The sequence below is a fragment of the Candidatus Leptofilum sp. genome, assembly GCF_965223285.1.
Taxonomy (GTDB): domain Bacteria; phylum Chloroflexota; class Anaerolineae; order Promineifilales; family Promineifilaceae; genus Leptofilum.
The window spans coordinates 1,664,664-1,679,039 of the sequence record NZ_OZ244997.1 but is presented as its reverse complement, the minus strand read 5'-3'; the positions used below and the strand labels follow the sequence as shown (position 1 = coordinate 1,679,039).

Here is a 14,376-nt window from a genome sequence, read left to right as displayed (position 1 = left end):
GTTAGCTTTCGGGGGCGATTACTGTCCAGGAATGATTACAATCCTGGCAGCGGTATCGGGTTTCCATAATGATCTGCACATCTAGCTTCATGCCAAGGCCAATGATCTCATCTTGCTGTAGCTTTTTTAGGCTCTGTTCTAACTGGCGCACTTGTGTGCTGTCGCATTCTTCACAGGCAATTTTTGGCCTACTTCGTCGCAAATAACCAGCAAAAAGGATGCCCAGACCAACGACCGTAACCACAATTACAATTTCCATATTAACGCCTCCCAATACGCTTGCCGATGTCTCTGCCCACCCAAACCTCTTCTTTGAAGGCAGGATCGCTGGCGGAGGCAACAAAGTAGGTGACGCCTTGCACCGTCGGCCGTTTTTGAATTTCGCGCCAATAGTCTAAATATTGCTGTGCCTTGCGGTAAACAGGCGTGCCAGCCTTGTTGTTACTCGCTTCCGTAATCCAGATGGGCTTGTAGCGGAAGCGGCTGATGTAATCGTCCAGCACGTCGAGGGCACGGGACATGGGGTAGACGTTGGACCAATAAGTGTGAATGCCTAACCCGTCAGCGGCCTCCACGGCGGCGCGGCTGGCTTCTACAAATTGGATATGATCTTGCTTGATGCCAGAAACGGCCGCTCCCGGTGACAGTCCAGGGTAGATAAATTTGCTGCCCGGCAGGGCTTGCTTGTACAGGCGCAGCACCTCCAGCCACCATTGGGCAAAGGTCGCGCCGTCGCGCCAGGCGCCAGTGAGGCCTTCTGGCACCAAATTTGGCTCGTTGTGCAGCTCGATGACCACATCCTTGCCAGTGCCAATCATGTTCAGCGTGCGCTTCACGTCGTTGATGGTGTCGTTGAGGAATTGGCCGGGGCTGATGGTGCGAACCCCACCTTGCGCACGGAAATCGAGGAAGGCGCGCACTACCCAGCGGGCGTGGGGATGGGCTTGGGACAGCTTTTGAACGGCCGTTGGCTCGTGAAACGAGAGCACCTTAATCATCCCCGGACGCATAGCGGCAAACTCGTCAATCTCTGCTTGGGAAATGCCCGGATCGGCCGAAGCGTGCAGGCCAATACTGGCGTTGCCCAGAATCGGCGGTTCCGGGTCTACCAAATCATCCGGTGGTGAGATGGTGTCGATAATCGCTATGGGGCCAGTCACTTTGTCTTGCAAAATGTTGTCGTCCACACGCACCGGGGTGTACTCACCTTGCTGCCCACCCGTGACGATCATGCTGGCATTGCCGGGGACAAAGCCCACTTTTTTAGCGTCTCGCCGAGGCGCGTTGCGCAGGTTGATGCCGTATTGTCCAGCAACGGCCGTATTCCCTGAAACGGTAATTGCCGCTGTAAACGCCCAGCCCGGCGTGGTGTCGGCGGTGGGTTGAGGCGTAGGGGGTGGCGTTGGCATCTCACCCGGCAGCGGTGTGGGCTGGGTAACGGGTGGCAGCGTGGCCGGAATGTTGCGCAAGCTGCTGCGCGGGACGTAAACGGGCGTGTATTCGCCACTGTTTTGCCCGGCCAGCGTGCCAGTGCCACCTTCTACAAACAGCCCCAGCTTGCTGCCGCCGCGCACCGGGGCAGCCCGCAAATTGGTACCAAAGCGGCCAGAGGTGACGGTACGGCCGTTAATTGTCAAATTTTGTGTATATGCCCAGCCCAAAATGGCATCCGCAGGTGGTGTTGATGGCTGTGGGGCAGGCGTCGGTTGTGGCGCGGGTGGCGGCGTTGGCTGGATCACATCATCAGGAATGTTAATCGGCCCAGAAAAATCAATGCGGCGAGCGCGAACTGGCGTGTACTCCCCTTGCGGCAAGCCGGTGATGGTGACCGTGCTGTCACCTTTAACCAAGCCGATGTTGGTGGCTGTGCGCTGTGGTGCTGCTCGTAAATTAATGCCATACTGTCCCACCACCGCCTGGTTGCCGCTGCGGGTGATGTAGTTGGTGAACGCCCAGCCATCCACCTGATGTTCTGTGGCCGGTGGGGGAGGCCCAGGCGTGGGGGCTGGCGGGACGGGCGGATTACTCAAAGAGACATTGGCAACTTGTACAGGCGTGTACTGTCCTCTGGCTGGTCCAGTTACAATGATAATGGTCCCGCCCGGTACCAGATCGATGAGTTCCCCAACAATGCTGGGATTTCTGCGTAAATTGATGCCGCCGCTGTTCACCTGAGCCAAGTCACCTACGACGATGATGCCGTTGGTGTAGGCATACCCATCGGTGTAAGGACCAACGGGGCGTTTCCAGCCGAGGAGGGGCAGCAAAAACGGAGTGGGATCGTAAATATTGTATGGCCATTTGGTGCCACTGTTGTCTGTGTAGCTGCTATTTTGCCGCTTGAGCGTGAGGTGCAGATGGGAGCCAAAGCTGTTGCCCGTGTTGTCTGCCAAACCTAGCTGTTCGCCTGCCTTAACAGGTTGCCCCACGCGCACGGTAGCCCGCTGCATATGGGCATAGATGGTTTGCCAGCCGTCTTTGTGGTCTACGCGGACGTGGATGCCATAGTTGTGGCCTGTGGGCTGAGAGTTGACCACGCGCACGGTTCCCGGAGCCACCGCGAAGATTTTGCTGCCGGTGGGGGCCATTAAATCCAAGCCTTCATGGCCGGGCAGGCCAAATTGGGCGTAATTTTGGGGGTTTTGTCCAAAATATTGGTTGATTTGGCGGAATTCGGTGGGCCAGGCTTCAAATTTGAAATCGCTCATCGGGAACTCCTTTTCTGACGGATTTTTCAAGTTTGTGCGGCAAATTCAATTTTATTGTACTTGTTTGTCGTAAGTTGGTCTAGATATGGAGAGAGGGGGTGAAAGGGTGACAAGGTAAACAGAGTTACCGAATGCGGCGGGTCCAATACTCTTTGATGGTCAATTCGGTGAGGTCAGCACTGGCGATGATGAAATCGAGGAGGAGGCGGTTGAATTTGGCTTTTTCTTGCAGCATGGGGAAGTGGTGGCACAAATCTAGCTCAACGTAAAAGCGGTCATTAATAGATTGCTGGAGGTAGCTATATTCACCGTTGGGGGGCAGCACGAGACTGTCTTGACGGCCGTAAACCATGAGTAACGGCCGTTCTAACGCAGTTATGTCAGAGACAAAGTTCAGATCGTTAATTTCTTCAATGGACTTGGAGACCGCCATCGGGTCTACCTTGCGGATTTCGCTATCTAGCTCGCTGAAACTTTCTGAACGCCCTAAAACGCGGCTAATCATCGAGCCTGTATCTGCACCCTGTAGCTTGTTGGTGAGAAACTCGCCAGCAACTGGCAGCGAAATGGTAGCTACCTTGGCCACATTATCCGGGCGTTTGGCCGTGTAGCTGAGTGCCACAACGGCTCCCAGCCCGTGGCCTACCAGTATGACCGGGCGCGCCACACCCAGTTTGTCGATAAATTGGTCAACCATTTCCACGTAGGCTTCCAACTTGTAGGCGTCTGTTACTTTGCTGGAATCGCCAAAGCCCCACAGGTCGAAGGCGAAGGTGCGGTAATGGGCGGAGAGGGCTTGCATCGACGGCCACCAGTAGCGCCAGGAACCAACCCAGCCGTGAATAAAGATCAGCGGCTGGCCACGGCCTAGCACTTCATAATGAATCAGTTGGCTGTCGATGGTGGTAATGCTCATGATTAGCCAGTTTTTGCCTTACTTAGAACCTTATTGATGGTGTTGACCAAGGTGTCTGGCGCAAACGGTTTTAGAATGTAATCGGCTGCGCCCACATCTAGTCCAGTTTGGATTTCTTGCTCTTGCCCTTTGGCCGACAGGAAAATGATAGGAATATCTTTCGTTGCCTCCATCTCTTTCAGGCGGCGGCACGCTTCATACCCGGTCATCCGAGGCATACGCACATCCATCAAAATGAGATCGAATACATCTGCTTTTGCTTTTTCCACTGCCAAAGACCCATCTTCAACGGCCGTTACATCAAACCCACTAAACTGCAAGGTGAGTATGACCAGTTCACGAATATCTTGATCATCTTCGGCTATCAATATTTTTGTCATAATGTCTCTTTCCAATGCGTAACTAACGCATGATTGAAAAAGTTGGTTATGTTGGATCGCTATCTTCAATAACTACTGGAATGTTAAACGTAAAGGTACTCCCTTTTCCCAGCTCACTATCAACACGCAGGCGTCCGCCGTGCATTTCTATCAGGCTGCGGACAATGGCCAAGCCCAAGCCGGTGCCGGGCACTTGCTGCACTGCGGAATCTTCGGCGCGGTAAAAGCGGTCAAAGATTTTTCCCAGGTGTTCTTTGGCAATGCCAATGCCAGTGTCTGTGATGCTGATGTGAACGTAGCTGTGGGTGGCTTTGGCACCAATGGTGATACGGCCGTTGTCTGGTGTATAGTTCAGCGCATTGTCCAGCAAGTTGGTTAAGATTTGGGTGATGCGGGCGTGGTCGGCGTTCACCAGCGGCAGCCCTGGGGCCATGTTGGTATCTACCTGGACGGTACGGGCTTCATGTTGGATACGGCCGTTCAGATGCCCGTCCACCACCTGTTCGATAATTTGTGGAATGTCTAACGGCCGTAAATCCAGCCCCGTCTTGCCCGTCTCAATCCGCGAAATATCCAGCAAATCGTTCACCAGCATGTGCAGCCGATCCGCATTGTTTTTAATCACCTGCAAATACCGAATTTGCGGCTCGGTCATTTGCCCGGCGGCTCCCATCAGCATCAGGTCCGCATACCCCTTAATAGAAGTCATTGGCGTTCGCAGCTCATGCGACACGGTTGACACAAACTCGCTCTTTAGCTTGTCTACTTCAACCTCTTTGGTGATGTCTCGGAAAATAGAAACGGTGCCGTAGAATTGATTGTCGGACAAAACTGGCGAAAGGTGAACGCTGACAAATTTGTCTTCAATTACCAACTGGTCGGCCAGATAGGTCCATTGCTCTATGCGGTCTGCATTATTAGCCCAATCGTTAATGGTGTGAATCCACGATTCACCGAAATGGCCGTACAAGCCCAATAATTCATTGATCGACTTGCCCAAAAGCTGATCGCGCGGAATATCCAAAATATTGCAGGCGGGCAAATTGGCGATGTCCACCTCGTTACGACTATCGGCAACAATCACGCCATCGGCAATACTTTCCAGAATCGCTTCCAAATTCGCTTTTTGGATGATTTCTGTACGCAACATAGAGCCAAGCTGCTCTGCCTGTTCAAAAATGAGCTTGTACAGGCTGGCATTATTAATCGCGTTGGCCACCTGGATGGCGGCTGCCTCTACCAGGTCTAGCTGCTGATTGGTGAAGGCGTTTGGATCCGCATGGAACATCATCAAAACGCCAATTACCTCTTCATCTTCATTGGAGATAAGCGGGACACCAAGCACTGAGCGATGCTTGCGGCTGGTTTCTCGTTCTAACCAGCGGGAATCTTGATGAGAATCATGGACAATAACGGCTGAGCGGTTTTCCATCATCCAGCCAGCCAGCCCTTCATTGCGCATCATGCCGCTAGGAATGCCACCAGGAGGAACAGGCCGTTCGCCACCAATCGCCGCCTGAAAGATGAGTTCGCCTGATTCCTGGTCGATGAGCAGGATTGCACCTTCGGCTGCATTGACAACACCATTCACAAGCTGGAGTGCCTGATTCAGCACCCGGTCTTGATCCAGACTGGCGGACAGTTCGGAGGTGATGCGGAGCAAAATCTTTACACGATCACTTTCATCATTGAGTGCTTGCGTGCGTGCTTCCACTCGCCGATCCAGCGTTTCATTGAAGGCACGCTGCTCTTCAAAGAGCTTGGCATTTTGCAGGGCAATGGCTACCTGCACGCCAAATGTTGTGGCCCAGCTAACATCCTTGTTGGTAAACCGCACTGGATGTTCCGTGTCTGCCAAAATCAGAATGCCGTCGAGTTCATCTTCTCGCTGAAGCGGTACGCCCAGCACCGATTGAATTGTTTCTGGCTGGGGCAGGCGGATTTCGGTTTGGTCTTTTTCGGTTAGCCGATTGATAAATGTGGGTTCGCCAGTTTGGGCAAGTTGAGCCACAAAACTGGCCGTGTCATTTTTGTTTAGCCTGGTATTGATAAAGTTGGCTGCGCCATGCCCGGCGGCGGCACTGCCAACAAATTGGTTGCCTTCTAATTGCCAAATATAAGCCCCATTGACATTGAAGATGCGACGACCTTCGCTGCAAATGAGATTCAGCACGGTTTCTCGGTCCAGGCTGGAGTTCAAGGCCATGCTAACATTGCCCATCGCGCCGTAGAAGCGTTCGCGTTCGTAGGTGTCTTCAAAAATGAAGGCGATTTCCAGGGCAGAGGCTGCCTGGTTGGCCAGAGCGGTGAGCAGTTTGCGTTCGTGCTGGGTGGTGCTGGGGAGACGGCCGTTGCCGCTCAGCAACTGAATAAAGCCATATGTTTCACCCGTGAGTACCAGTGGCACCAATGTGCAAAGACGCATTTTTTCGGTTGCCCACTGTGGTAAAGGTAAATCCGTGGCGTCATCATCATCGAGAGCAACAGTAACTATTGTTTGCCGGTTAAGCACTTGCGTCAGGATGGGTGAATTAGGAATGGGAAGTGGCGTGCCTGGTGAGGAAATGGCCGCCTCAAGCTCAGCCACCGACTCTTTGAGCAAAATCAGCTTTTCTTGCGCCGGTAACCATTGGTAAATGGTGCAGCCAGCCGCCTCAATGGCTTCAATGGCCTGGTTGGCAAGCGTTGTGAGAATGGTTTCTTTGTCTAGCGTGCTGGAAAAGGCGTTGCTGCTGTTGAGCAACAGCTCAAAATCCCGGCTGCGGTCTACCGCTTGCTGAAAGAGCTGGCCGTTTTCCCCCTCGTTGTTCAGGATAGTTGGCAGCTGCGGCGAGAGAACGATTTGCACCAGACGATTGCTATTCAGCTCAATAGAATGGCTGTGGAGGGAGAGCGTACGGCCGTTTTTCACTGAGATTGTTGTGCTAAAGGGGGGTTTCAGGCAGTTTTGCCAGCGATCATCAGAAACAATAAGATGGTCAATGCGTTGCAATGATGAAACATCGGATCCCAGGCCAAGTAGTGCGCCTGCGGATTCATTGAAGTATAAAATCGTGCCATCGGTCTCAGCTATGAGAATGCCTTCGTGAAGGCTATCAAACAAACTCCAAATCATAGCTGAGGTTAATTCTTTTTCCATCTTGTTTGTTGAACCTCAGCCGTTACTTCTGCTGTTTTACACGATCGTCAAGTGCCGCTTTCAAGCGAAAAATGTTAGCAATAAGCCGCTTACTGCTGCGCTTGTTTATCTCTATCTAGCCGACGCATTTCTGCAGCCGTTTCTGTGATTTCGCGAATGTCTGAAAAGCGTTGTGCCTTGTCCGAAACAATTCCAATTGACAGTTTCATCAACGGCACCAAATTGCCGTCTGGCTGCATAATGCCACCTTGCTCACGATCGATAAAGCTGTAGTGGGCGAGAATGCCCTCGTCAAACTGCTGGCGCAGCTCGCTAACAATACTGGTTACATTCTCGGCCTTGGTAACCAAAACAAAGGTGTTGCTGGTGGCATGGCCAACAAAATCATCCAGCGTGCCATGCTCATCGTCTACTTCATTGAGCAACAAGGTCGTGAAGCGCAGTACCTCATCACGTGCCAAAAAGCCATATTCATCGCTAAATGGTTCAATGTGATCAATACCAATTTGTAGGTAAGTCCAATCTTTGGTTCGCATAAGGTTGCGAAGCTGGTCCTCGATTAGACGGCTGCTGGGGAGACCCGTGATCGGGTCTGTCATGTTATGCCGCTTGTAGGTATTGATAGCAGTACGCACTCGCAGCTTCAGTTCTTCGATATCGAACGGCTTTGTGATGTAATCATCTGCACCCAATTCCAAACCAGCAATGCGGTCGCTCCGCTCATCTTTTTGCGTGAGGAAGATGATGGGGATGTGGCTGGTGCGGGTGGTGGTACGCATCACTTTGCACACTTCATATCCATTCATGTCTGGCAGCATGATGTCCAGCACAATAAGGTCTGGCAGCTTCTTACGGCAAAGCTCCAGGGCATCGTTTCCTCGGGCAGCCACGTCTACGTGGTATCCTTGCCCGGTAAAGAAGATGCGCAGCATGTTTGAAATATCAAAGTCGTCTTCTACTATTAAAATACGGCCGTTGCTCATGAGCTTGTTCCTTAGCAGTTCAGAGATTCACAGATTCTACAGAAATATCGTTTTTTGGATTTATATACGGAACGGCAGAGACAGCATTTTGGGTTGATTTAAGGGCATCTTTAACAAATGCTATTTTGTCACTTGTGACGGCCCGTTCAAAACTTCTAAAGCCGCCAAGTTTGAAACCATGCCGTCTGGCGATTGTATCAATTGTCTGAACTTGCGACAATTTTATGTCTTTACCTAGCGTGAAAGATACGTAATTTTTATCGAGGGCCAGAGCCATTGTCTCTGCCATGCAGGCATACGCCATTTTTGGCGGGAACCCAAAGTTGAAATTAAAGTTCACAGGACCTGGTATTTCCACCATGCCGCCTTCGATTACCAACACGTCAGGACGCTGTTCTGCGACCTGTTTGGAGACATCTCGCGGCCGAGACACGTCGCATACAACCGCCCCCCGGCATAAATGTCTGGGCTCGATGATCGCATCTACCGCACTGGTAACGGTGATGATGAAGTGAGCTTGAGCCAAATCATCAATATTGGCGGAAACCTGCACGTTTTGGCACCCTAGCTGCCGAACGGCCGTTGCCACTTCCTTTAGCCTTTCCGTGCGACGGCCAATCAGGAGCATCTTGCCACAGTCAGGTGCCAGTAGTTGGGCGCAAACAGAGCCAATTGCTCCGGTAGCACCCACAATGGCGACAGTGGCACTAGCTAATGGTTTGTCTAGCAAAACGGCCGCTTTGCGAATGGCGTGGGCAGCTTGAGCCACCGTATAGCTGTCACCGGTGGTGACGGGAATATTGAGCTGCTTGGCAATGGTAATACCACCGTCTCCCACAACTGAGGTGAACGCGCCCAGTCCCAAAATGCGCGCCCCCAACTTTTCTGCCAATTTACCAGTTTGCACAATTTTGCGGTAAACCAGCTTGGTTGGCAGGCTCAGCATCATATTTGGCGTGAGCGAGCAGGCAACAAACCAGCCCTTGAGTGTACGGCCGTTCTCCGTTGATTGCACACCTTCAATTTCTGAAACGAAAACAGGGGGATAAAAAATAGAGAGAAATTCAATCAGCCAGGCAGGTAATTTTCCCAAGGAAGGATATTTGCGACTGACATCTCGCTTGGCATTCAACGGATGGATGATAAAGGCAAAACTATCCTGCATAATAAGTTGAGTGTAGCCTGAATGAATTCCTGTTCAATGGTAATTCTGTCCCTGACATTGCTACTTTCTGTTAAACAAGCGTGAATAGCAACCTACCAGGATCCTTTTTCACCTTTTCTGGGATACAGACGTGGGTAATGGTACCGTTCTTTGTGCGGATGGTGATCGCTTTGTTCGTAAGTAACGTTCTTGGTAATAAATTGCCGATCGTCTGAGGCCAGCAAAACGACGTCCGATTCAATGGTGCGGGCGGCATAAATTATTGCGCCGGAGCTAAGGCGACAATGATGTCCCACACACCCACCCAAAATAAGCAAATTGGTGGCTTCCAGCTTACCTTCATGGTTCATCGTTTTTAGCGGGCCACCTAATATATTAAAATCGGTGAAGGTATTGCCCGCGCCAATGAAAGAGTCTCGTCCCACAACGCATAGCTGCAAGCAGGTGTTTTGGGCTACGGAGGTATTTTCCATAAGAGTAGTCATGAACAAGGCGGCTCGGAACGGCAAAAAGCAGCCGTCGCTAACAACACTCAGCAGCAGTTGGCAACCCTGTGATATGGTGACATTGTTGCCGATGATGCAGTTGTCAATCACCGCGCCAGCCCCAATGGTGACGTTATCGCCGATGACCGTATAGCCGTGGATAACGGCCGTAGGGTCAATATGCACATTTTTACCCACTTTCACCAATTCTGAGCTAGATAAAACGCGCTTCTGTTCAAGCACTGAGCGTGCCAAAATTTTTAGCTTGTACTTTATACTGCCAGAAATATAATCCTCTTCATTGGCACCTTGGGTAAATACGCCGAGCAAAATGTCAGCAATAAACAGATGTACCCAATTTTCTACCAACACAAACACTTTCTTGGGCAATTGGTAAACCAGGTCACCAAACTCGGTGGCCATGTAGGGGGGAATATGGTAATAACCACGCTCTCTGGATTCTGTATCAATGACGAGCGGTTCGGCTACCAGACTTTGGGCAAGCCCTTTAGGCAAATACCACATATCGGCCAGCAACAGGTCGTCTTTTTGCGCAAACGAGTGGGTTAACGGCCGTACATGTTTCGCAATGGCCGGGTCATCCTTACGAAACGCCAGGCGCACGGGGCGTTTGCCATCCTGGGCTTGTTTAATGAAATCATCAATTAATGACTGGTTAAAAAAGAGGTTGTCCCGATGCACCAGACTTTCCACTTCTTCTTGTTCCAGTTGACGAGCAACTTCCCAATCTGGATATTCACGTTCTTCATTTGCATACGCAACTAGCAGATCGCGTTGCCAAAGCCACAATGGCTTGTTTTGCACACGCAAATCTCGCGCCGGTTCATTAAATGGCGCAATAAAGCTGGTCTCGTTGATGATAATTCTTCGCATATGAAAGTAACGGCTACAAAATTAAACCAATGGCTGCTTGGTTATAGTGATAGTACAGGTTTCATCACCTGCGGCAATGCAGCTAATTTGTTCTACTTTAAAACGCCGCCCTCGGCTCACCCAGTCTAATGCCTGTTCCAGCAACCCAATAGCCAAGTGGCAACAGGGCGTTTCACTAGTGCGCTGCCAGCATATTGGGCAGCGTTCAATAATCCACAAATAATGGTTAGTATCTTCGCCTAGGCGCACGCGCTGATCGCTAAATTTGTTAAACGTTTCGGCAAAAACATCCAACCCAATCTTTATTTTAATCCCCAAAGGTAACATGCGCATGGCTAAATCTGTAATGCCTAAAACAGGCATAAACTCTTTGAGCGCATATTTCCAGGTTTCGCGGCCAGCGCGCAAAGCTAAACCACGCCCACCGCGTTCGCCATACATCTCATCTAACGTTTGCTGAATGGCACTGAATTCTGAAAATGTAAAACCTAGTTTCAGGTTGTTCGGCGGGTAATTGTTTACCAAGTGCGAGAGCTTGGCTAAATTTAGCACAGCATTAACCCCATGGTGCCCCATGATTTCTTCCATGGCTACCAGAACAATGCGCCCCATTTTGTTTGGGTAAAAATATTCTGCCTGGGCTGTTACTTCTTGGTTCATTAATATGTTGCCTGGCCGTTGGAATGGTTGTTTAAGAAGCTGTTCACAGTTTTCAAAAAGCGTTCGGGTTCGTCTGTCATGGGGAAATGGCGCGATTGAGGCATCATTTGAACTTCAACTGATTTTACGCCATTTTTTAGCAAATCTGCGTTTGTGGGGGAGACGATATTGTCTTTGGCTCCATAAATTCCAAGGGCAGGAATGTTGAGGGTAGGCAATTGGTTGCTTAAGTCAGTGTCGCGCAAATCGCCAATGCTGCGGAAAAAAGATTCGATGGTTGTTCGCTGCACATCCCGAAATATCATGTTTCGCACTTTTTTGGAATCTTTTGCTAACAGAATGCGCATAATGGAGTGCAACATGATGGGATATCGCCAGACAAGCCTGGCAATGGAGCCATAGCCTGCTAGCTGCAAAAATGGGTGAAGCGAACGGCCGATTATTGGGGAACCGACCAACGCTACTTTTTCCACACGTTCTGGGTGCGTCAGGGATATTTGCAGCGCGACAGTACCGCCCATCGAATGGCCAAAAATTGGCGCACTTTGGATGCCGAGCGAATCCATGAACTGATGCACCATTTCGACGTAGCTTCCAATTTGGAAGGTGGCGGTTTGCGTTTGTGAACCCTTAGCTGATTCGCCAAAGCCCCAAAAGTCTAGGGCGTATACCTTGAATTGTTTGGTATTGGCCAAATTAATCATGAGGTCGCGCCAAACGTCCCAAGAGTTAATCCAACCATGTAAAAGAATAATGGGCTGGCCCCGCCCTATTGATTCGTAATGTAAAATTCCTTGTTCGGTAACAATTGAACTCACAATTACCTCAATTACCCGTAAAACGCCAGACGGCGGAGGTTAAAAAATGTTGACGGCAACGGCCGTTTGCCTAAGAGACCAAATCAGAAAATGCTTGCTTCTGGCTATAACGATTCTCTTTGAAAACTGCAAACGCGATACCTGAGTTAATGAAATTGGTGTATGCGACGTCTGGAAAAAGAATGCTGATGCCTAGCGGCCCATTTCATTCAAAGAAGAACTGGTGCGCGCTGACGGCATAATTTCGTGGACATATGCACACCAAAAATATTAACATTTAGCAATTAACAAGACTGTGAAAAGCTGGTAAATGAGGTGTAAAGGTCACGTTAAACAACTATTCACCATTCTCTTCATCCAATTGATCCAAAATTGAATAAAGTAACTCTAGCAAAGTGTTCTTAACGCTTTCCTTATCGTTGGCGACACAGGGTAGAATCTTTACATCTGGCCGCAGCCGCAAAATGATGCGTAAATCCTCTGGCTCCCAAGCGTCTTCCATGTCTTGCTTATTGGCGGCAACTACAAAGGGCGTGGAGGCATAGCTCTCAAACGTCTCCAAAATGCGTTTGGCTTCGCGAAAAGTCTCCGGTTTTGTGCTGTCGACCATGACCACAAAGCCCAGCATTCCCTGTGAAAGGATGTCCCACATAAAATCGAAGCGGCGTTGGCCAGGCGTACCAAATAAATAGAGAACGAGGTCGTCACCAACAGTAATACGACCGAAATCCATTGCTACGGTGGTGCTTTCTTTTACTTTTTCTGCGGCACTGGAAATTTTGCGCTCCGTAGAAACCACATCAATTTCACTTACAGACCCAATAAATTGCGTTTTGCCGGCAGAAAAAGGGCCAGTGATTACCATTTTGACAGCTTGCATAAAGTTACTACCTTCTTTGAGCGATGGTTTGATTTTTGTTGTTTAGCAGCTTCCTGATTTGGGTTGGCAATTGCTGAGAAGCAAACCTATAAACCACGGATGCGATCAATCAGCCGAACCACAACAGAGCGTTTAACCGCGGGCGATGGCTCCGCAGCACCCTTTTGCTGTTGCATGGTCGATTGCCGTTTTTCGGGGACGGGTTTTGGTTTGTTCACAAATTCAACCAATCCCGCTTGCAACATGCCATATACAATACGGCGAATTTCAAAATCGCTCAGATTGTTTGCTTTTGCAATTTGGCGAATTGAGTTGCGAGGATTAACAAAGGAAACGACCCGCCATTCTTCAACCGTTAAATTGATATTGCGCAATCGGGCATCGGGCCTGTCAGTAAAACGCAGGGCGACATCGAGGTCTGGCAGCTCATCCTGCAAAATCTCCCACTCTTTCAGGCGGCGGCTGCCTTCCATGATGACACTTTCCAGGTCAATAGGAATGGTAATGTAGCCGCTGTTCGGCAGCTTGTTGGCATCGAAACGGAAGAAACCTTCCCCCCAGGTAAAGAGTTTGTAAACGGTGTCCAGAATGTTTTGGCGCACGCTTTGAATGATGTCATTCTGCGTGACGCGGCGGGCCGTAACCAGCAAATGACCGATTTGCTTATCGTTCTTGCCTTCGGCGTGTGATTGAATAACTTGAACCTGCTCTGCGGACAACTTGCCACTATTTTGCAATATTTGTGCCAAATGGTTGCCATCCCCATTACCCATGTAGGCGTAGATTAACTTGCCCTCGCGAAAGGACATTTGGGCACTCTCTGAATCTGATTGAATAGAAAGCGTGCCTGTTTTTCTAGCCAGGTTAATGAGGTTAAGTAGTTGTGTTGTTGAGAAATCGCGCAGGTTGCCTTTTAGGGCCATAATTGTTTTTCCTGCTTGGTTTTGATGGCAATGATTTTACCAATATTGTATTGCGAACTTACTGTTTCAAGTTGTTGCCCATGCTGTAAACAATACGGTTGACCTCTTATGAAACCATTGGTAAGCAGGTGCATTTGTGTTTGTAAGCCGTTGACCAAAGCATTATACATGGTGAAAATTATGGAGTCAAACCTACTTATGTCACATCAATGGTCTGGTTTTGCGAGCTATTTAATGCGGTAAGCGTCTGTTGCTTGTTTGTGATTCTTTTCAAGTGTACAATGGGCGCGCTGTGTGGGGCGGTGGCGAAATGGTAGACGCAGCAGACTTAAAATCTGCCGGACGTCAGTCCGTGTGGGTTCGAATCCCACCCGCCCTACTCAAAAGTATATGCCCCAATTTGGGGCATTTTTGTTATCTGGACG

General features: G+C 49.9%; 12 protein-coding genes and 1 tRNA gene. 1 reads left to right on the top strand and 12 read right to left on the bottom strand.

Annotated features, from left to right (window positions below):
- Position 1: 1 nt before the first annotated feature.
- The 12 genes from ACOQPU_RS07780 to ACOQPU_RS07725 form a co-directional block, all read right to left on the bottom strand.
- A complete protein-coding gene (locus ACOQPU_RS07780; RefSeq protein ID WP_420644557.1) occupies positions 2-259 on the bottom strand; it encodes a hypothetical protein in 258 nt (85 codons plus the stop codon).
- A gap of 1 nt (position 260) precedes the next feature.
- Positions 261-2,708 carry a peptidoglycan DD-metalloendopeptidase family protein gene (locus ACOQPU_RS07775; protein ID WP_420644556.1) on the bottom strand — a complete coding sequence of 816 codons (2,448 nt, stop codon included), beginning with the start codon at positions 2,706-2,708 and terminating at the stop codon, positions 261-263.
- Positions 2,709-2,832: 124 nt separating this feature from the next.
- The gene (locus tag ACOQPU_RS07770; RefSeq protein ID WP_420644555.1) at positions 2,833-3,624 is read right to left on the bottom strand and encodes an alpha/beta fold hydrolase; all 792 of its coding nucleotides are present in this window, start codon (positions 3,622-3,624) and stop codon (positions 2,833-2,835) included.
- A 2-nt stretch (positions 3,625-3,626) separates the two neighbouring features.
- The gene (locus ACOQPU_RS07765) at positions 3,627-4,004 is read right to left on the bottom strand and encodes a response regulator transcription factor (protein WP_420644554.1); all 378 of its coding nucleotides are present in this window, start codon (positions 4,002-4,004) and stop codon (positions 3,627-3,629) included.
- 46 nt (positions 4,005-4,050) lie between these two features.
- A complete protein-coding gene (locus ACOQPU_RS07760) occupies positions 4,051-7,143 on the bottom strand; it encodes a GAF domain-containing protein (protein WP_420644553.1) in 3,093 nt (1,030 codons plus the stop codon).
- An 89-nt stretch (positions 7,144-7,232) separates the two neighbouring features.
- Positions 7,233-8,126 (bottom strand): response regulator, encoded by an 894-nt coding sequence (locus ACOQPU_RS07755; RefSeq protein WP_420644552.1) that lies wholly within the window; start codon positions 8,124-8,126, stop codon positions 7,233-7,235.
- 19 nt (positions 8,127-8,145) lie between these two features.
- Positions 8,146-9,291 (bottom strand): shikimate dehydrogenase, encoded by a 1,146-nt coding sequence (locus ACOQPU_RS07750; protein ID WP_420644551.1) that lies wholly within the window; start codon positions 9,289-9,291, stop codon positions 8,146-8,148.
- A 92-nt stretch (positions 9,292-9,383) separates the two neighbouring features.
- Complete coding sequence (locus tag ACOQPU_RS07745; protein WP_420644550.1) at positions 9,384-10,670, bottom strand: multidrug transporter; 1,287 nt, start codon at positions 10,668-10,670, stop codon at positions 9,384-9,386.
- Between the two features lie 21 nt (positions 10,671-10,691).
- Positions 10,692-11,258, bottom strand: a complete 567-nt coding sequence (locus tag ACOQPU_RS07740; RefSeq protein ID WP_420644549.1) for a V4R domain-containing protein — start codon at positions 11,256-11,258, stop codon at positions 10,692-10,694.
- Positions 11,259-11,329: 71 nt separating this feature from the next.
- Positions 11,330-12,148, bottom strand: a complete 819-nt coding sequence (locus ACOQPU_RS07735; protein ID WP_420644548.1) for an alpha/beta fold hydrolase — start codon at positions 12,146-12,148, stop codon at positions 11,330-11,332.
- A 337-nt stretch (positions 12,149-12,485) separates the two neighbouring features.
- Positions 12,486-13,028, bottom strand: coding sequence for a GTP-binding protein (locus ACOQPU_RS07730; RefSeq protein ID WP_420644547.1), 543 nt, complete (start codon positions 13,026-13,028; stop codon positions 12,486-12,488).
- 86 nt (positions 13,029-13,114) lie between these two features.
- Positions 13,115-13,951, bottom strand: coding sequence for a DUF4388 domain-containing protein (locus tag ACOQPU_RS07725; RefSeq protein ID WP_420644546.1), 837 nt, complete (start codon positions 13,949-13,951; stop codon positions 13,115-13,117).
- A 296-nt stretch (positions 13,952-14,247) separates the two neighbouring features.
- Between ACOQPU_RS07725 and ACOQPU_RS07720 the strand changes: the two genes are divergently transcribed.
- Positions 14,248-14,330, top strand: a tRNA-Leu gene (locus tag ACOQPU_RS07720).
- Positions 14,331-14,376 lie beyond the last annotated feature (46 nt).

What these genes read in the sequence shown, in the direction of transcription:
- ACOQPU_RS07780 (WP_420644557.1), bottom strand. Translation starts at nt 259, where the DNA reads ATGGAAATTGTAATTGTGGTTACGGTCGTTGGTCTGGGCATCCTTTTT.
- ACOQPU_RS07775 (WP_420644556.1), bottom strand. Translation starts at nt 2,708, where the DNA reads ATGAGCGATTTCAAATTTGAAGCCTGGCCCACCGAATTCCGCCAAATC.
- ACOQPU_RS07770 (WP_420644555.1), bottom strand. Translation starts at nt 3,624, where the DNA reads ATGAGCATTACCACCATCGACAGCCAACTGATTCATTATGAAGTGCTA.
- ACOQPU_RS07765 (WP_420644554.1), bottom strand. Translation starts at nt 4,004, where the DNA reads ATGACAAAAATATTGATAGCCGAAGATGATCAAGATATTCGTGAACTG.
- ACOQPU_RS07760 (WP_420644553.1), bottom strand. Translation starts at nt 7,143, where the DNA reads ATGGAAAAAGAATTAACCTCAGCTATGATTTGGAGTTTGTTTGATAGC.
- ACOQPU_RS07755 (WP_420644552.1), bottom strand. Translation starts at nt 8,126, where the DNA reads ATGAGCAACGGCCGTATTTTAATAGTAGAAGACGACTTTGATATTTCA.
- ACOQPU_RS07750 (WP_420644551.1), bottom strand. Translation starts at nt 9,291, where the DNA reads ATGCAGGATAGTTTTGCCTTTATCATCCATCCGTTGAATGCCAAGCGA.
- ACOQPU_RS07745 (WP_420644550.1), bottom strand. Translation starts at nt 10,670, where the DNA reads ATGCGAAGAATTATCATCAACGAGACCAGCTTTATTGCGCCATTTAAT.
- ACOQPU_RS07740 (WP_420644549.1), bottom strand. Translation starts at nt 11,258, where the DNA reads ATGGAAGAAATCATGGGGCACCATGGGGTTAATGCTGTGCTAAATTTA.
- ACOQPU_RS07730 (WP_420644547.1), bottom strand. Translation starts at nt 13,028, where the DNA reads ATGCAAGCTGTCAAAATGGTAATCACTGGCCCTTTTTCTGCCGGCAAA.
- ACOQPU_RS07725 (WP_420644546.1), bottom strand. Translation starts at nt 13,951, where the DNA reads ATGGCCCTAAAAGGCAACCTGCGCGATTTCTCAACAACACAACTACTT.